Source organism: Variovorax rhizosphaerae (assembly GCF_037889975.1).
Taxonomy (GTDB): Bacteria; Pseudomonadota; Gammaproteobacteria; order Burkholderiales; family Burkholderiaceae_C; genus Variovorax; species Variovorax rhizosphaerae.
Window position 1 is genome coordinate 23,858 of sequence record NZ_JBBKZT010000006.1, and the last position, 16,867, is coordinate 40,724.

The following is a 16,867-nucleotide window of genomic DNA, read 5'->3' on the forward strand; positions in this document are numbered from 1 at the left end:
GCAATCAATAGTTCGGGTCGGCTTTCGTTGCTGCCGCGCCCCTGAACCGAAGCGCCGAAGCGTCAACGGCATCGCGCAGCAAGAGCAGATCCATCGCAACAGCGACGAACTGCGCCCCGAGCGCAAGGCACCGCTTCGCGTACTCGGTATCGACCATCAAGATTCCTGGCGCCTTCTTGCAAGTTCGAATCCGTGCGATCGCGTCGTCTATTGCACTTCTTACCGCAGGGTGCCCTGGTTCGCCGGGATACCCCATGCTCGCGGCGAGATCGGCGGGACCGATGAAGATGCCGTCGATGCCGTCGACCGACGCAATGGCCTCGATCTGCTCCAGCGCCTGGGGTGTCTCGACCTGAACCATCACGCACAGCTCGTCGGCCGCTTCTCGCGCATAGCGCCTGTCCCGCCCGAAGTTCGATGCACGCGTTGAACCACCCATTCCGCGCATGCCAACGGGCGCGTATCGGGTCGCCGCCACTGCCGCTGCAGCTTCTTGTGCGTTCTGCACGAATGGCAGCAGCAAACTTTGCGCACCAATGTCCAGGTAGCGCTTGATCAAGACCGCATCGTTCCAGGCCGGCCGGACCACGGCCGACGTCTTGGATACTCCCTCGGGCGGCGTTGCCGCATCGATCGCCTGGAGCTGATGCAACATCGTGGGCACATCGGTAGGCGTGTGTTCGGCATCGAGCAACACCCAATCAAATCCTGCACCGCCCACGAGTTCCGATACCAGAGGCGAAGGCAATGTCGACCAGAGACCGATTTGTACGCGGCCTTGTAGCAGCGCTCGCTTGAAGTGATTGACCTGAGGCATTTTTTACCGCAATTCGATGTTGTTGGGACGTTGCAAGGCGGATCTACTGCTTCGAGAATTGCGGCTTCAGAACCCCTCGCCACTTGACGATCTCCGCCTTGACGAAGAGTCCGAACGCCTCGGATGAACTGGGCTTGGCCACAACTCCCCACTGTTCGAAACGCGCCTGCATTTCAGGGGCATTGAGCGCTGTTGCGATACCAGCTTGCAGTTGGTCAACGACACGCTTCGGTGTGCTTGCCGGCGCAAATACGCCACCCCAACTCACGACCTCGTAGCCGGGGTAGCCGCTCTCTCCGACGGTTGGGGTGTCCGGCAACGCGGATATGCGTGACGAGGTCGTCACTGCGAGCGCTCGCAGCGTTCCGGCCTTGATGTGCACCGCCACGGCGGCGACTGGATCGATCATGACGCTCAACCGGCCAGAGATGAGGTCGGGGTGTGCCTGACTGCTCCCCTTGTATCGCACTTCTGTGAGTTGCTCGAGTCCGGCGCGCTGGGCCAGCAGCAGCATCGCCAACTGCTGCGAACTTCCGTCACCGGTGGTTCCGTAGCTGATCTGCCCGGGATCGACTTTCGCGAGCCGCACCAGGTCCGCGATCGACTTGATCGGACCCTGCGCAGGCACCACCACCACCAGAGGCGTCATGTGCGTCAGGCTGATTGGTGTGAAGTCCTTGATCGTGTCGTAAGGCAATTTCTCCATCGTCACGGCATTGATCGACATGCTCGAAGCGGCTTGGAGCAAAACATGGCCATCCGCTTCAGCCTTGGCGACGGCTTGCGTGCCGATCACCTGCGACGCCCCGGGACGGTTGTCGACCACGAATGGTTTACCAAATTGCGTCGTCAGCTTTTCCGACCATGCCCGAGCGACCAGGTCGCTCGGCCCACCCGGTGCCACCGGAACGATCACGGTCACTGGCTTGCCTGGATAGGCTGGCTGTGCTTGGGCGCCGAGGCAGCTGAGCGCCAGCGCCAACACCAATGAGAGTCCAGGAAATGTCATATCGGTCCTTGTGTCTACTGCTGCTCAGACTTGATGCCGGCGTCCTTGACGACCTTCGTCCATTTCACGGTTTCGTCCCGAAGAAATCGACCGAAATCCTCTGGCGAATCGGCAACGACTTCGGCGCCCATGGCAACAAGCTTCTGATGGGTATCGGGCGCTTTGAGGATGTCAACGAGCGTGCTGTTGAGCTTGCGCACGATCTCGGGCGGCGTGCCTGCGGGAGCCAGCAACCCCTGCCAGCTGCCAGTCACGAAGCCGGGAACGCCGCTTTCGATGACCGTTGGCACATCCGGGGTAGCTTCCATGCGGCGGGCACTTGCTGTTGCAAGCCCCTTGATCCTGCCGCTCTTGACCTGCGGCAGCGTCGCCAGCAAGCCATTCAGGATGACGTTTGCCTCGCCACCCGCCACTGCATTGATGCTCGCCGCGCCGCCTTTGTACGGCACGATCAGCATGTCCGTTCCCGTCTGCAGATTGAACTGCGCTGCGCCCAGGCGACTCGCATTGCTCGCGGATGCGAAGTTGAGCTTGCCGGGATTTGATTTCGAGTAAGCGATCAACTCCCTGACGTTGTTGACTGGAAGGGACGGATGGATACCCAGCACGTGAGGTGAGAACACGATCATCGTGATCGGCGCGAAATCTTTGCGGGGGTCGTAGGTCAGCTTCGGATAGAGGCTCGGGCCCATCGTCAACGTGCTGGTGTCGAGCAACAGCAAGGTGTAGCCGTCAGGCGGCGCCTTCGCGACGAGCTCCGCGCCCACGTTGCTGTCGGCACCGGGCTTGTTGTCCACGATCACCGGCTGGTTCCATCGCTTGGTCAGCTCCAGTCCGATGGTTCGCGCGAGGATGTCCGAGGTGCCGCCGGGCGCGGCTGGGACCACGAGACGAATGGGTTTGGCCGGGTAACCGTCAGGCCCTTGTGCATTGGCTTGCGGACTGACTCCGGTCAGGGCGATGAAGAGTGTGACTGCAGTCCCGCATCGGGTCTGCTTGCTTGCAAGGGAAAAGGAAGTAACTTTCATGTGTCTCCAAACGCCGTCTCAGGGCAGTTTATGATATCGGTGTCATTGACTTAAATGATATCGGTGTCATAGCAGTTGTCAAGTAACACATCGTCAAAGGCATGCTGCTCCGGATGCTTACCTTCCTAGCGTCATCACGGAACCAGGCGCACGTCGATGCCGAGTCGAGCTGCCCACGCATCCAGCACCTTGAGCAGGTCTTGCGAATAGACGATCCCGTCGGCCAGTTGCGCCTTCTTGCCCTTGAGGGCGCGCTCCCCCGGCAATCGAACGCCGTTGCCTTCCGTGGCCGGCCGAGCGCTCTTGCACTGGTCGACCAGAGCGGTCGTCGCAGCAAGGAATCCTGCCTTGCCAAGACCGAAGTGAGCCGGATCGATGACCTGCAAGAAAACGCCCTGAGCACCACGAACCCGCGGCTGGTCGCGTCCGAAGCCCGACAACGCGAGCGCGAAGGCTTCCACGAACAGGCTGAACGCAAATCCCTTGTAGCCAAAATCCTCGCCCCCCAATGGCATCAATGTGCCGGGAGGATTCGCGCTCATGACGTGCGGGTCATTGGAGGCACGCCCCTGGTTGTCGCGCACCCAGTTTCCGGGCAGCAGCGTGCCTTGGGCTGCGTGCTGAGCGATGGCGCCATTGCTGACCAGGGTGGTGGTCTGGTCGATCAGGATGGGATCGCCGTGAGTGGGTATGCAAGCGGCAATCGGATTGGAGGTCGTGACAGCATCGATGCCCCCTGGCGGTGCCATGGACGCCACACCGGGATCGGTCACCATGAGCAGCGCGAGCAGCTTGTGGTCGGCGATGTCCTCGAGATAGGCTTGGAGCGCACCAATGTGCGAGCAGTTGGACAGCGTGGCCGTCACAACCGGGTGCTGCGCCGATCGCTCCAGGGCCCGTGAAATCAGGCGCTCCATGGCCCATGCGCCCGGCAAGCGACCGCAAGTCCAACTGAAGCTCGCGCCTGAGTCAGACAGGACTTCGATCTCTCCGGAGGTCGCGATTCGCCCATCGCCGAGTCGTTCGAGGTAGACGACAAGCTGCTGCAGGCCGTGCGTGCGATGGCCGAGCAGATCCGCCTCGACCAAGCGCCGTGCGACTGCCGCCGCCCTCTCCTTCTCCAATCCGGCACCGCAGAGCAACGCCTCTGCCTTGGCGAGAACTTCAGCAGCGTCGAGACGGACTTCCAGAAAATTGTTCATTGCGCCTTGATCCCCGCTTCGCGAATGAGCTTGCCCCATTTTTCCGACTCGGACGCGATGAGCTTGCGCATGCCCTCGGCATCGCGCGTGTCAGGTTCTCCGCCCAGGTCGACGATGCGGCTCTGGACGTCCTTCTGGCTCAAGATCTCCGACATGGCTGCGCTCACCCGCTGCATGACCGCCGCAGGCGTCTTCGCCGGCGCCATCAAACCGAACCAGCCGATGACCTTGAAGTCGGGCTGTCCGGATTCAATGGCAGTGGGCACTTCCGGCAGCAATGGCGTGCGCGCTGCCCCCGTGACCACAATGGGCCGCAACGCCCCGCTCTTGATATGCGGGACCAGCACGGCAACGTTGTCGATGCCTGCCTGGAGCGTGCCGCCAAGCAGGTCAGGCATGAGTGCTCCAGTGCCCTTGTAGGGCACGTAGAGCATGTTGGTCTGGGTGTTCCGCTTCAGCATCTCCCAAGCCAGTTGCTGTCCTCCGCCCGGTGCAGAAGCCGCATAGTTGATCTCTCCAGGGTGGGCCTTCGCGTACGAGACCAGTTCAGGCAGAGACTTCACGGGAAGCTTCGGATGGACGACCAATACATAGGGGGTGGTCGCGACCATGCCGATGGGCACCAGGTCTCGCGCGGCATCAAACGGCACTTTGGCGTACAGCGACTGATAAGTGGCCAGGGTGCTGCTGGTGAAGAGCAAGGTATAGCCGTCGGGTGTTGCCTTTGCGACGACGTCCGTGCCGATCATTCCACCGGCGCCTGCCCGGTTGTCGACGATGAAGGGCTGCCCAAGCTTCTCACTGAGCTTGACCGCCATCACGCGTGCCAGCACGTCTGTCGTGCCGCCGGGCGGGAAGCCCACCACCAGCTTGACAGGCCTGTCAGGGTAGCCCTGCGCCCACGCTGCGGAGAGCCCCATGGATGCGATCAGCAGCGTTGCTTTCGCAAGCCTCAAGAGATTCGTCCTTTGCATGTCGTCCTCACTTCACAACGTGGATGTGCTTCAGTTGCTGGCTTGGCGGGTGGCCTCAAGCGAGCGTGTAGGCCGTCTTCACCGTGGTGAAGAATTCCTGCGCGTACTTGCCCTGTTCACGCGGGCCGTAGCTCGAGCCCTTGCGGCCGCCGAAGGGCACGTGATAGTCCACGCCTGCGGTCGGCAGGTTGACCATCACCATGCCGGCCTGGCTGTGGCGCTTGAAGTGCGTGGCGTACTTGAGGCTCGTGGTGGCGATGCCGGCTGACAGGCCGAACTCGGTGTCGTTGGCCGCGGCCAGCGCTTCTTCGTAGTTCTTCACGCGGATCACGCTCGCCACCGGGCCGAAGACCTCTTCCTTGTTGATACGCATCGAGGCGATCGATTCGCTGAACAGCGCCGGCGACATGTAGTAGCCCTCGGTGCCCAGCTTCAGGCGTTCACCGCCCGCGGCCAAGGTGGCGCCTTCGCCCTTGCCGATGGCGATGTATTCCAGGTCCTGGTCCAGTTGCGACTGGCTCGACACCGGGCCGATGTCGGTGCCAGCGGCGAGCGCATCGCCCACCTTGATCTTCGCCATGCGTTCCTGCATCGCTGCGATGAACTTGGGGTAGATGCCTTCGGTGACGATCAGGCGGCTGGATGCGGTGCAGCGCTGGCCGGTTGAGTAGAAGGCGCTCTGCACGCTGAGTTCGACGGCCTGGGCCAGGTCGGCGTCATCGAGGACGATCTGCGGGTTCTTGCCGCCCATCTCCAGTTGCACCTTCTTGTGGTTGGTCACGCATTGGATCGCGATGTTGCGGCCCACGCCCACCGAGCCGGTGAAGCTGACCGCATGGATGCCGGGATGGTTCACCAGCGCATTGCCGATGACGCTGCCGCGGCCCATCACCAGGTTGAACACGCCGGCCGGAATGCCCGAGCGGCTGATAATCTCGGCCAGCGCCCACGAGGAGCCCGGCACCAGGTCGGCAGGCTTCAGCACCACGCAGTTGCCGAAGGCCAGGGCCGGCGCGATCTTCCAGGCGGGGATCGCGATCGGGAAGTTCCACGGCGTGATCAGACCCGCGACACCGACCGGCTCGCGCGTGATCTCCACGCCGATGTTCGGGCGCACCGAGGGCAGCGTCTCGCCCGACAGGCGCAGGCATTCACCGGCGAAGAACTTGAAGATCTGGCCGGCGCGCGTGGCTTCGCCGATGCCTTCGGCCTTGGTCTTGCCTTCTTCGCGCGACAGCAACGTGCCGAGTTCTTCGCGGCGCGCGAGGATCTCGGTGCCGATCTTGTCGAGTGCATCCGAGCGCGCCTGGATGCTGCCCGTGGCCCACGCCGGGAAGGCGGCGGTGGCGGCGGCCACGGCGGCTTCGACGTGGGTGGCGTCACCCTGCGTGTACTCGGCGATGGTGTCGCCGAGGTTCGACGGATTCAGGTTCGGGCTGTAGGCATTGCCCTGCGTCCACTGGCCGCCGATGAGGTTGTCGTGTTGTTGCATAGGAGCGGAATCAAAAGTCAGTGGATCGGAATCGGCGTTGCGAGACGGCCCGTTCGAAAGAACGAGTGAAGGTTCTCGATCACGAGTTCGCCCATCGCAATGCGTGTCTCATGGGTTGCCGTGCCGATATGAGGAAGCAACACCACGTTCTCCAGGCCAACGAGATCCATGGGCATGCAAGGCTCCTTCTCGAAGACATCGAGCGCCGCGCCCGCGATCGCACGGGATCGCAGCGCCGACGTCAACGCTGCTTCATCCACGGCAGAACCCCGCCCGATGTTGATCAGGAAGCCCTCTGGCCCCAAGGCCTGAAGGATGTCACTCGAGATGAGATGCTGCGTATCGGCCCCGCCAGCCACGGCGACGACCATGAAGTCGGCCCACTGCGCCAACTCCGCGAGGTCTGCCACATAGGCATACGGCGCGTCGTCACGAGGGCTGCGGTTGTGGTAGCGGATGTCCATCGAAAAGCCAACGCCACGGCGCGCGATGGCCGCGCCGATTCGCCCCAAGCCGACGATGCCAAGCCGCTTGCCCGAGACGCGCGTGGACAGGCGAAACGGGGCTTGCATCCAGCCACCGGCTCGCATGAAGCGGTCCGATTCCGTGATGCCACGAGCGATGTCGAGAATCGCTCCCCACGCCAGGTCAGCCACGCAATCGTTGAGTACGTCCGGCGTATTGCTGACCTGGATGCCCAATCCCCTGGCAGCCGCGATGTCGAGCGTGTCATAGTCGGCACCAAAGCTCGCAATCGCCTTGAGACCTGGAACGGCGGCCATCAGTTCGCCGCTCACTCCATGCCGGGCCGATGCTGCCATCGCGACGAAGGCTTCACCGTGCGACCGCAAGAAGGCCAAGGGTTCGCCTTGCTGCCACAGCGGCACGATGTCGAAGTCCTGCGCCAAGCGCTGCTCGACCGATGGCAGCAGGCGGCCGTGCTGGAGGATGCGTGGCTTCATGGACATCAGTCGGCCGTGGCGCCGGAGGCCTTCACGATGGCTCCCCACTTGGCGATCTCCTGGTCGATGTAAGTGGCGAACGCACGTGGGCCCTTGATGGCAGGCTGGAAGCCCCGATCGAGAAGCGCTTGCCGCGTTTCGGGACGCGCCATCGACGCCTGGATGTCGCGATCAAGGGCTTCGACGACCGCAGGCGGCGTCTTCGCGGGTGCGAGGATGCCGAACCAGGAGCCTGCCTCGAATCCCTTCAGGCCAGCTTGCTCCATGGTCGGCACATCCGGAAGCGCTGCCGAGCGCGCCGTGCTGGTGACGGCCAGGGCGCGCAGCTTGCCCGACTGGATGTGCGGCAACGAGGTCGGCAGGTTGTCGAACATGAGGTCGACCTGACCGGCCAGCAGATCCGTCAACGCCGGCGCGCTGCCTTTGTAGGCCACATGAGTCATCTGCAACCCGGTCATGGACTTGAACATCTCGCCGGACAGGTGGATCGAGCTGCCCGCGCCGGACGAAGCGAAGTTCAGTCCGCCAGAACGCTTCTTGCCATAGTCGATCAGTTCCTGGACGCTCTTGACCGGCAAGGAGGCTGGCACCACCAGCACGTTGGGCACCGCCGCCATCATGGAGATCGGCGTGAAGTCCCGCCGGATGTCATACGGCATGCGCTTGTAGAGGCTGGCGTTGATCGCATGCGTCCCGACGGCACCCAGCACGAGCGTGTACCCGTCCGCCGGCGACTTCGCCACGGCGTCCGCGCCGATGTTGCCGCCCGCACCCGGCCGGTTGTCGACGAGCACGGGCTGGCCCAGGAGTTGGGCAAGGTCCTTGCCAATCAACCGGGCAATGATGTCGCCGTTGCCCCCGGCCGCCATGGGCACCACAAGCTTCACGGGCTTCTCGGATAGGTATCGGCTGCAAGAGCCGACAGGCCAGGCAAGGCTGCAGCAAAGGCCACCAACACAGCGCGACGGCTGCAGTTCATCAACATGCTTGTCTCCAGTCTTGAGCGTCAACAGGTCAGGTTCTGTAGGCAGTGAGTGCGATTCAGCGCTTCAGGTCATAGACATGGCGCTGCACGGCGTGCTTGTTGATCCAGTCCCAGTCGTAGGTCACGCCCAGTCCAGGACCCTCGGGCACGGGCACGGTACCGGCCGCGTCGATGCAGTCGATCTGGTCCGAATAGCCACAGGTGTAGACCGGAGGGATCACGTTCGGGCAGTCGGGGCCGACCAGCGCCACCTCGTAGTAGTTCGAGTTGCGGATGGCGCCCATCACGTGTCGATGCGCCGGGCCGACGGCATGGATCTCCACGTCCAGGCCGAAGGCCTCGGCCATGCGCGCGGTCTTGATGGCGCCCGTGATACCCATGTCGTACTCGGGATCGACGCGCACGAAGTCGGTTCCGCCGGCCATGATGAAGTCGGCCTTGGGTTCCAGGCTGCGCACGTGTTCGCCGATCAGCAACGGCGTCTTCAGCATCTCACGCAGCTTCTTGTGCGAGAAGGCCGAGATGCCGGTGTCGCGGTAGGGGTCCTCGTACCAGAAGTAGTTGGCTTCGTCGCAGGCCTTGCCCACGTACAGCGCATCCGCGAAGGTCTTCAGGTCGCAGGCGCCGTCGTACATCAGGTCCATGTCGTCGCCAACCGCCTTGCGCGTCTCCAGGATGATCGAGGACTCGGCCTTCTTGTCGCCGTCGAACCAGCCGTGGATCTTGTAGCCCTTGTAGCCCATCTCCCTGCACTGCACCGCGAACTGGCCGAAGGCCTCCGGACTGTCGAGCCCGCCGGCATGGTCGCCATGGAAGGTGCTGGCGTACGCAGGCAGGCGCTTGCGGTAGCCGCCCAGCAGGCGCTGGATGGAGGCGTTCAGCCGCTTGCCTTCCAGGTCCCACAGCGCGATGTCGATCGGCGCATAGCCCATGTGGTCGAAGTGGTGCAGCAGGCGCTTGCAGTCGTCGTAAATGTCCTCGCGCATGGCCGGATCACGGCCCAGGACGTTGGGGGCCAGCATCATGCCCTGGGCCAGCGAGGGACGCTGGCCGCCCCACATGGTCACGTATTCGCCGCGCGAGCCGTCGTCGGCTTCGATCACCACTGCGAACTTGCGCATCTTCATCTTGGCGCCCTTGCGGTACGCGACATGGTTGTGGGTGTGTTCGGTGTGGGCGGCAAGGTTCGTCACTTCGTACTCGAAGTCGATGAACTCGATGCGATTGATGGCGGTCATGGAGTCTCCAGATGGGGTGGGTTGAGAGATAAGTGAGAAGGTCGAAGGTCGGCTTATTCCGCCTTGATGCCGGCGCTGTCGATGACTGTCTTCCAGCGTTTGGTTTCGCTATCGAGCAGGGAGGCGAATTCCGCCGCCGAACTGGCGACGACTTCGAATCCGCTGGTGGCCAGCGACTTGGCGACCGCCGGATCCTTGAGCGCGGCGACCAAGGCGGGTTGCAGCTTTGCGAGTACCGCCGGCGGCAGGTTTTTGGGCGCGCCGATGCCTTGCCATGAGTACACCTCCAGTCCCTGCACGCCGGCCTCCTTCATGGTGGGCACGTCATGGAGTTCCGAGACTCGCTCGGCTGAAGTGACAGCCAGCGCCTTGAGCTTGCCGGCCTTGATGTGCCCGGCCAGCACGCCGACGTTGGAGATCAATACCTGGGAGTGCCCTGCCATGACGTCGGTGATTGCCGCGCCGCCTCCGCGATAGGCCACGTGGACACCGTCGGTGCCAGTACGTTGCCAGAACAGCACCGATGTCAGGTGATCCGTGGAGCCGACGCCCGCGGATGCGAATGCCACCTTTCCGGGGTTCTTTTTCATGTAGGCCACGAGTTCCGCCACGTTGGTCACAGGCAGCGATGGCGACACGACCATGACGTTGGGCGTGCGCACCGCCAGGGTCAGCGGCGTGAGGTCCTTGCGTGGATCGAAATTCATGCCCTTGAGCAAGGTGGGCGTGATGGCCCATGTGCCCACGGAACCGATGACGATGGCGTAGCCGTCCGCCGGCGCTCGCGCCACGGCCTGCGCCCCAAGGGTGCCATTGGCGCCCGGCTTGTTGTCGAGAACGACCGGTTGCCCGAGCAGCTTCGACATTGGTGCTGATATCGCTCGCATCACCGCATCCGAGGATCCACCGGGTGGGAATGGCACTGTGGCAGTTATCGCCCGGTTGGGATATGGCTCGGCCGCGTTGGCTGTCCCGAGGCCGAATGATGTCGCGAAGGCGAGCAATCCAATAGCCCAGACTTGATTCTTGTTTGGCATGTTTGTCTCCTTTTACGGGGGGGTGTCAGCGAAGTTCTGAAAGCGACCGACGCAAGCGATTCAAGAGGAACTCGATCTCTGCGTGGTCGGTGGGCGTGAGCCGCGGGCCGGGAGTGCGCATAGCCGCACACGAGATCGCGCCGCGCTGCCGCAGGATTTCCTTGCGGACTGCAACGCCCCACTGGGATTGGTTCTCGTAGCTCAACAGCGGCAGGTAGCGATCGAACAGGTCGTTGGCCTGTTCGACCTTGCTCTGGATGTAAAGGTCGTAGACGCCGGACAGCATCTCCGGATGCGAGAAGCCGGACATCGGGCCGTCGACGCCGCGGCCCATTTCCAGCGGGAGAAACATGCCGTTGTTGCCGGTGAGGATGGCGATGCGCCGGCCCTGCCCTTCACGCAAGCGCGTTATCTTGGTGATGCTGGGAAGATCTTCTTCCTTCAGCAGCCGGATCTGCGGATGCCTCTCCACCAAGGTCAGGATGGAAGGCACAGACATCCAGGTTCCGCTGGAAAAAGGAAAATCCTGCAGCACCGTCGGCACATCGCCGATCTGTTGGAACACAGCGGCGAAGTAGCCAAACAGTTCCTCCTCCGTGCGAAGGCCGTTCGGGGGCGTGATCATCACGCCGGCGGCGCCGAGATCCATCACCCGCGCCGTGAGATCGCGCACCTGGGCGATGCCGGGATTGCTGACGCCGACGATGACCGGCTTGCCCTGTGCCCGTTGGATGTATCGCCCCGCGACGGCGATGGACTCTTCTTGGGAGAGCTTGCCGGCTTCGCCGGCTACGCCAAGAACCGTCAGCCCGCTCGCGCCGTGCTGAAGGTAAAAATCGCACAGCGTATCGACGCTGGCCAGGTCGATGGCACCGTCCGCAGCGAACGGGGTTTGGGCCACCACATAGAGCCCTTTGGCATGTTCAAGCATTGATTTGTCGCTTTAAATGATATCGGTGTCATGAATTCTGACACCGATATCATTTTGAGTCAACAAAATTCATGAGCAGGGCTAAGTTGGCGGAATTCAGGCGCTGGCGCGCTCGATGATTTCGAAGCCCATGTCCGACACGCGCTTCGAGCGGCGACCATCGAGTGCCTCGACCATCAGGGTTGCAGCTCGCTCGCCGAGTTGCTCGTTATCCACATGAATCGTGGTCAATGCAGGGGTGACGTCGGCAGCGAAGTCCATGTCACCGAAGCCCATGACTGCCAACTGCTCCGGCACTCGCAAGCCGCGTGATTGCGACTCCAGGATCACGCCTAGCGCCACCATGTCGGTGGTGCAAAAAACCGCGTCGATTTTCGGATCCGCCAGCAGCAATTCGCCCAGCCCCTGGCGGCCATGCCCCATGCGCGTGGGTGGCGCAACGGCGTGAATCCTCGGTGGGGGCAGGCCCAGCCGCTGCAGTTCCGCGACGAAGCCCGCTTCGCGCGCCGCGCTGCGCGGCTCCGTCGCGCTGATCATGGCAATGCGTCGACGTCCTTTCCCGTGCAAGTAGGCAGCCGCTGCGCCACCGGCCGCCTCGTGCGAAAAGCCAACGAGCATGTCGATCGGCGAACGCGCCATGTCCCACATCTCCATGACAGGCAGCCCCGACGCCTTGAGCTTGCGCCGCGCCGCGGCAGAAACAAAGGTGCCGGTCAGCACGATGCCATCGGGTCGGCGTGCCAAGACAGTCTCGATCTGCTCCTGCTCCTGTGCAACACCATAGCCGCGCTGGGACAGCATCACGTGATAGCCCAGTCGCTCGAAGGTCTGCGTCATGGCGCGCACCGCCGGCAGAAAGACCGAGCCCGAAGCGATGGTCGGCACAACGCACGCGATCAGGCGGCTGCGCCGGGACTTCAGGCTGCCCGCGACAAAGTTCTGCACGTAACCGATCTTGGATGCCGCTGCCTGCACCTTGAGACGCGTCGCTTCGGTCACCATGCTCGGATTGCTGATGGCGCGCGATGCAGTGATCTTCGATACACCAGCGGCCGTCGCAACATCCATCAGCGTCACACCGCGAGGGGGAACTGATGGCGAACGCGCAATGCTTGAAGCGGAAGGCGGCATTTGAGGGCTTTTCGGTGAAGGCAAGGCCGCCATGTTAGCGCCAGGACACGGTCAAAAGATACCGGTGTCATCGAGGAAGGCATCAAATGTCTGACGGCCGCAAAAGGAAGATGGCCTATCCCTGCGCTGTGGCCGTATGTCCTGGGCGCTCGCGCCGGTGGCAGGTGCGTTACGGCGGCGCGATGAATGCGTAGGCGCGATCGAACGCGTCAGTCGCCCGCTTCAAACAGCGCGCGCACGCCGGAGAGGTCATCCTGCACCGCGGCCGCGACTTCACCAAGCCCGAAGAAGGTCAGGTACTCCGGCACCTGCTGGATCAGCATCTCGAAGCCGGGATAAGCCGCCACGCCGCGTGCATGGCAGGCCCGCAGGAGCGGCGTCGGCTGGTTCTTCATGAGGATGTCGACGACGCAGGCATCGCTGTCGAGGCGCGCGACATCGAAGGCCGGCGGATCGCTCGCATTCAGGCCAAGCGGCGTGGCGTTGATGACCAGGTCGTAGCCCGCGGGGTCCGGCGTCGGGACGGCGACCACTTCGCAATCAAAGGCTTCGCGCAGTCCATCGGCGATGCCGGTGGCCCGCTTGACGTCGCGTGCCGCCAGGGCGATGCGGCCGGCGCCCCGGGCCGCCAGCGTCGCGGCGATCGCGACACCTGCGCCGCCGACGCCCACGATCAGCACGTTGCGCCCGGCCACCGGAACGCCCCAGAGGTCCAAGCCCTTGGCAAAGCCGATGCCATCGAACAGCGCGCCCTCGATGGACCCGTCGGCATTGCGGCGCACCGCGTTCACGGCGTTGGCCGCGCGCCCCAGCGCGTCGCAATGGTCGAGCATCTGCACCATCGCCGTCTTGTGCGGAATCGTCAGCCAGAGGCCATCGATGTTGCCCGCCTTGAGCACCGAGCGCGCGAATGAATCGAAGTCGGCCGGGGCCACGCGGGCCGGCACCAGCACGGCATCGACGCCGTGTTGCTTGAACAGATGGTTGAAGACCTGCGGCGCCCGGACCTGGGCCACCGGATCGCCGAGGATCAGGAATACGCGTGTGCTGCCACCGATTTTCATTTGCAAGAGCCCTGTAAGAAGAAGGTGCCTGCAATCTAGTGGGCGCATCGGCACCGGACAAGACGTGCTGATCGATCAGCGCACGGGTTGCGACGATAGCTGCTTGTTTCGAGGGTATGCCCAGACGCGTGCCGATCTCATCGCCGACGGTGCTCAACGGCCATCGCCGACCAGCTCGACGTGAAGCTCTATGCCGCCAGCTGTCGCAGCGAACTCTTCAACGCCTTGGCAAACCTCGGATCCACCACTGCACCCACGTTGAACCGCGACCAGGGTGAAACATGAGACGAGTCCACGCTGAAGATCCGTCCAGGCGCCATCACGATCTTCTTCGGAAGCAGTGCCCTGGCAAGACTGAGCGAGTCCTCCACGCCCGGCAGTGACGCCCACAGATAGAGCGAATGGGCGTTGCGTGTGAAGATCTCGGCGCCCACCGAGTCAAAGAGGGCCTGGGCCGCGGCCGTGGCCTCCCCCAGTCGGCTGCGAAGCCGGTTCAGGTGACGTTGGTAGTGCCCCTCGCTCAGCATCACGTCGACTGTTCGCTCGCAATACTCGGAACTGCTCACGTGGATCAGCGCCTTGAGGTCGGCCAGGTCGCTCGCGAGGTCGACGCCGCACGCGATGAACCCCACACGCAGTGCCGCGGAGAACGATTTCGAGAAGCTGCCGATGTAGATCGTGCGTTCCAACTGGTCAAGGGCGGAAAGGCGCGGCGCTGCAATGGGCTTGAAGTCGGCCAAAGGGTCGTTCTCGACGATCAGCAGGTCGTACTTCTGCGCCAACTGCAGGACGCGAAAGGCCTTCGCGGCAGAGAGGTCCGAGCCGGTCGGGTTGTGCGCGAGGGACTGGGTGAAGAACAGCCTCGGACGGTGCGTGATCAGCAGTTGTTCCAGCGCTTCGAGGTCCGGCCCATCGTGCAGCCTCGGGACACCGAAGACCTGCGCGCTGGCCAGCTTCAACTTGCCGAACAGCGGGTAGTAGCCCGGATCGTCCACGAGTACCTTGCCCCCGGGCGGCACGAAGTACCGGATCACGATGTCCATCGCTTCGTTGGCACCGTGGGTCAGCACGATCTGCCGCGGCTCGGCGCCGATGCCGAAGTCGGCCAGCTTGCGCACGAGATGCTCGCCCAGCGGCGCATAGCCGTAGCGGCTGCCGTACCGGAACAGGGATCCCAGTCCGGTGCGAACGACCTTCTGCTGGTACTTGTCGAGCCGCACGTCCGCAAGCCATGCGACCGGCGGGAACCCGTCCCCCACCGCCAGCGCATCCGGTTCGGTCTTCAACTGCTCGCGCATCAACCAGACGATGTCCATCGCCCGGCCGAGGCTTCCGGCTTCATCGTCCGCCGGCCTGGCTTGCGGCTTGTCGACGACGAAGTAGCCGGCGCCCCGGCGCGGCTCCACGAGCCCGCGGGACACCAGCAATTCGAAGGCCGTCACCACGGTGTTCTTCGCGTACCTGTGAAGCTCCGCCAACTCGCGCAGTGACGGCAGCTTGTCCCCGGCCTTGTAGGCACCGTCGCGGATCTGGCGCTCGATGGCGTCCGCCAGGGTCGTCGGCAGGGACGCCGCCCGTCCGGCTGGCTTTGATTTCGGCTGTGTTGTCATGGTTTGGGCTCACTGTCCCTCAAAACTGTACCTTTCTTTGTTGGTACAGCAAAACTACATTGTCTCCACACCTTACCCCTTGGAGACATATTGATGGTTGATTCCCGCCTTCCCGATTTCCGTTCGCTCACCCCGACGCAGCGTTTCGAGCATGTCGCTCGCATCACCCAGCTTTCGGAAGAAGAAATTGCGCTCATCACCAAGCCGGGCGCCCTGGGCGTCGAGCGTGCCAATGGCATGGTCGAGAACGTCATCGGCACTTTCGAACTACCGTTCGGTATCGGCGGCAACTTCCAGATCAATGGCCGCGACGTTCTCGTGCCGATGGTCGTCGAAGAGCCCTCGGTGGTCGCGGCGGCGTCCTTCATGGCCAAGCTGGCGCGTCAATGCGGCGGCTTCGAGACCTCCAGCACCGGTCCGCTGATGCGTGCGCAGGTGCAGGTCATCGGCATCACCGACCCCTACGGTGCGCGCCTGGCGCTGCTGAAGCATCGCGACGAAATCCTGACCGTCGCGAACAGCCGCGACAAGGTGCTCATCGGCCTGGGCGGCGGTTGCCGCGACATCGAGATCCATGTGTTCCCGGACACGCCGCGCGGCCCGATGATCGTCATGCACCTGATCGTCGACGTGCGCGACGCCATGGGCGCCAATACGGTCAACACGATGGCCGAATCGGTTTCCCCGCTCGTCGAAAAGCTGACCGGCGGCACGGTGCGCCTGCGCATCCTGTCGAACCTGGCCGACCTGCGCCTGGCACGTGCCCGCGTCCGCCTCACCCCGGAAGCACTCAAGACCCGAGAGCGCAGTGGCGAGGAAATCATTGAAGGCGTCATTGACGCGTACACCTTTGCCGCCATCGACCCGTACCGGGCGGCGACGCACAACAAGGGGATCATGAACGGCATCGATCCGGTCATCGTTGCCACGGGCAATGACTGGCGCGCGGTCGAGGCAGGTGCCCATGCGTACGCATGCCGCAGCGGGCGCTATGCCCCGCTGACCACCTGGGAGAAGGACACGAGCGGCGCCCTGGTCGGCACGATCGAAATGCCGATGCCGGTCGGCCTGGTCGGTGGCGCCACGAAGACGCATCCGCTGGCCCGGCTGTCGCTGAAGATCATGGGCGTCCAGTCCGCCCAGGAGCTTGGCGAGGTCGCCGTGGCGGTGGGCTTGTCGCAGAACCTGGGCGCGCTGCGTGCGCTCGCGACCGAAGGCATCCAGCGCGGGCACATGGCCCTGCATGCCCGCAACATCGCCCTCGTCGCCGGTGCCACGGGCAACGAGATCGACGTCATTGCCAAGCGCATGGCGGGCGAACACGACGTGCGCACCGATCGCGCCGTCGCGCTGCTGGAAGAGCTGCGCGCCAGCTGAGTCCTGACCT

The 16,867-nt window shown here is 63.6% G+C and carries 15 protein-coding genes; 1 reads left to right on the forward strand and 14 read right to left on the reverse strand.

The window, feature by feature from the left end:
• Positions 1-4: 4 nt before the first annotated feature.
• The 14 genes from WKW82_RS13775 to WKW82_RS13845 all read right to left on the reverse strand — a co-directional run bounded on the left by WKW82_RS13775 (position 5) and on the right by WKW82_RS13845 (position 15,480).
• Positions 5-817, reverse strand: coding sequence for an HpcH/HpaI aldolase family protein (locus tag WKW82_RS13775; protein WP_340342866.1), 813 nt, complete (start codon positions 815-817; stop codon positions 5-7).
• Positions 818-860: 43 nt separating this feature from the next.
• Positions 861-1,739: a tripartite tricarboxylate transporter substrate binding protein gene (locus tag WKW82_RS13780; RefSeq protein WP_340342867.1), complete on the reverse strand. Its 879-nt coding sequence runs from the start codon at positions 1,737-1,739 to the stop codon at positions 861-863.
• Positions 1,740-1,840: 101 nt separating this feature from the next.
• Positions 1,841-2,854, reverse strand: a complete 1,014-nt coding sequence (locus WKW82_RS13785) for a Bug family tripartite tricarboxylate transporter substrate binding protein (protein WP_340342868.1) — start codon at positions 2,852-2,854, stop codon at positions 1,841-1,843.
• Positions 2,855-2,988: 134 nt separating this feature from the next.
• Complete coding sequence (locus WKW82_RS13790) at positions 2,989-4,095, reverse strand: Ldh family oxidoreductase (protein WP_340342869.1); 1,107 nt, start codon at positions 4,093-4,095, stop codon at positions 2,989-2,991.
• Positions 4,053-4,874, reverse strand: a complete 822-nt coding sequence (locus WKW82_RS13795) for a Bug family tripartite tricarboxylate transporter substrate binding protein (RefSeq protein ID WP_340342870.1) — start codon at positions 4,872-4,874, stop codon at positions 4,053-4,055. The genes WKW82_RS13790 and WKW82_RS13795 overlap by 43 nt, the downstream gene beginning before the upstream one ends.
• Before the next feature lie 211 nt (positions 4,875-5,085).
• Positions 5,086-6,522, reverse strand: a complete 1,437-nt coding sequence (locus tag WKW82_RS13800) for an aldehyde dehydrogenase family protein (RefSeq protein ID WP_340342871.1) — start codon at positions 6,520-6,522, stop codon at positions 5,086-5,088.
• Positions 6,523-6,539: 17 nt separating this feature from the next.
• Complete coding sequence (locus WKW82_RS13805; protein ID WP_340342872.1) at positions 6,540-7,490, reverse strand: 2-hydroxyacid dehydrogenase; 951 nt, start codon at positions 7,488-7,490, stop codon at positions 6,540-6,542.
• Positions 7,490-8,371 (reverse strand): tripartite tricarboxylate transporter substrate binding protein, encoded by an 882-nt coding sequence (locus WKW82_RS13810; RefSeq protein ID WP_340342873.1) that lies wholly within the window; start codon positions 8,369-8,371, stop codon positions 7,490-7,492. Before WKW82_RS13810 ends, WKW82_RS13805 begins: the two co-directional genes overlap by 1 nt.
• A gap of 154 nt (positions 8,372-8,525) precedes the next feature.
• On the reverse strand, positions 8,526-9,707 hold the full coding sequence (locus WKW82_RS13815; protein WP_340342874.1) for an enolase C-terminal domain-like protein: 1,182 nt from the start codon (positions 9,705-9,707) through the stop codon (positions 8,526-8,528).
• Between the two features lie 53 nt (positions 9,708-9,760).
• Positions 9,761-10,744 (reverse strand): Bug family tripartite tricarboxylate transporter substrate binding protein, encoded by a 984-nt coding sequence (locus tag WKW82_RS13820; protein ID WP_340342875.1) that lies wholly within the window; start codon positions 10,742-10,744, stop codon positions 9,761-9,763.
• A gap of 25 nt (positions 10,745-10,769) precedes the next feature.
• Positions 10,770-11,675 carry a dihydrodipicolinate synthase family protein gene (locus WKW82_RS13825; RefSeq protein ID WP_340342876.1) on the reverse strand — a complete coding sequence of 302 codons (906 nt, stop codon included), beginning with the start codon at positions 11,673-11,675 and terminating at the stop codon, positions 10,770-10,772.
• Between the two features lie 96 nt (positions 11,676-11,771).
• Positions 11,772-12,743, reverse strand: a complete 972-nt coding sequence (locus WKW82_RS13830) for a LacI family DNA-binding transcriptional regulator (RefSeq protein ID WP_422823473.1) — start codon at positions 12,741-12,743, stop codon at positions 11,772-11,774.
• A gap of 272 nt (positions 12,744-13,015) precedes the next feature.
• Complete coding sequence (locus WKW82_RS13840) at positions 13,016-13,870, reverse strand: shikimate dehydrogenase family protein (protein WP_340343205.1); 855 nt, start codon at positions 13,868-13,870, stop codon at positions 13,016-13,018.
• A gap of 188 nt (positions 13,871-14,058) precedes the next feature.
• On the reverse strand, positions 14,059-15,480 hold the full coding sequence (locus WKW82_RS13845; RefSeq protein ID WP_340342877.1) for an aminotransferase-like domain-containing protein: 1,422 nt from the start codon (positions 15,478-15,480) through the stop codon (positions 14,059-14,061).
• Between the two features lie 90 nt (positions 15,481-15,570).
• On the opposite strand from WKW82_RS13845, the gene WKW82_RS13850 reads away from it, so the two are divergent.
• Positions 15,571-16,857, forward strand: coding sequence for a hydroxymethylglutaryl-CoA reductase, degradative (locus WKW82_RS13850; RefSeq protein WP_340342878.1), 1,287 nt, complete (start codon positions 15,571-15,573; stop codon positions 16,855-16,857).
• Positions 16,858-16,867 lie beyond the last annotated feature (10 nt).

Bases quoted from the DNA above. Each gene is read 5' to 3' on its own strand.
- WKW82_RS13775 (WP_340342866.1), bottom strand. From the start codon at position 817: ATGCCTCAGGTCAATCACTTCAAGCGAGCGCTGCTACAAGGCCGCGTA.
- WKW82_RS13785 (WP_340342868.1), bottom strand. From the start codon at position 2,854: ATGAAAGTTACTTCCTTTTCCCTTGCAAGCAAGCAGACCCGATGCGGG.
- WKW82_RS13790 (WP_340342869.1), bottom strand. From the start codon at position 4,095: ATGGGGCAAGCTCATTCGCGAAGCGGGGATCAAGGCGCAATGAACAAT.
- WKW82_RS13795 (WP_340342870.1), bottom strand. From the start codon at position 4,874: ATGGCGGTCAAGCTCAGTGAGAAGCTTGGGCAGCCCTTCATCGTCGAC.
- WKW82_RS13800 (WP_340342871.1), bottom strand. From the start codon at position 6,522: ATGCAACAACACGACAACCTCATCGGCGGCCAGTGGACGCAGGGCAAT.
- WKW82_RS13805 (WP_340342872.1), bottom strand. From the start codon at position 7,490: ATGTCCATGAAGCCACGCATCCTCCAGCACGGCCGCCTGCTGCCATCG.
- WKW82_RS13815 (WP_340342874.1), bottom strand. From the start codon at position 9,707: ATGACCGCCATCAATCGCATCGAGTTCATCGACTTCGAGTACGAAGTG.
- WKW82_RS13820 (WP_340342875.1), bottom strand. From the start codon at position 10,744: ATGCCAAACAAGAATCAAGTCTGGGCTATTGGATTGCTCGCCTTCGCG.
- WKW82_RS13825 (WP_340342876.1), bottom strand. From the start codon at position 11,675: ATGCTTGAACATGCCAAAGGGCTCTATGTGGTGGCCCAAACCCCGTTC.
- WKW82_RS13830 (WP_422823473.1), bottom strand. From the start codon at position 12,743: ATGGATGTTGCGACGGCCGCTGGTGTATCGAAGATCACTGCATCGCGC.
- WKW82_RS13840 (WP_340343205.1), bottom strand. From the start codon at position 13,870: ATGAAAATCGGTGGCAGCACACGCGTATTCCTGATCCTCGGCGATCCG.
- WKW82_RS13845 (WP_340342877.1), bottom strand. From the start codon at position 15,480: ATGACAACACAGCCGAAATCAAAGCCAGCCGGACGGGCGGCGTCCCTG.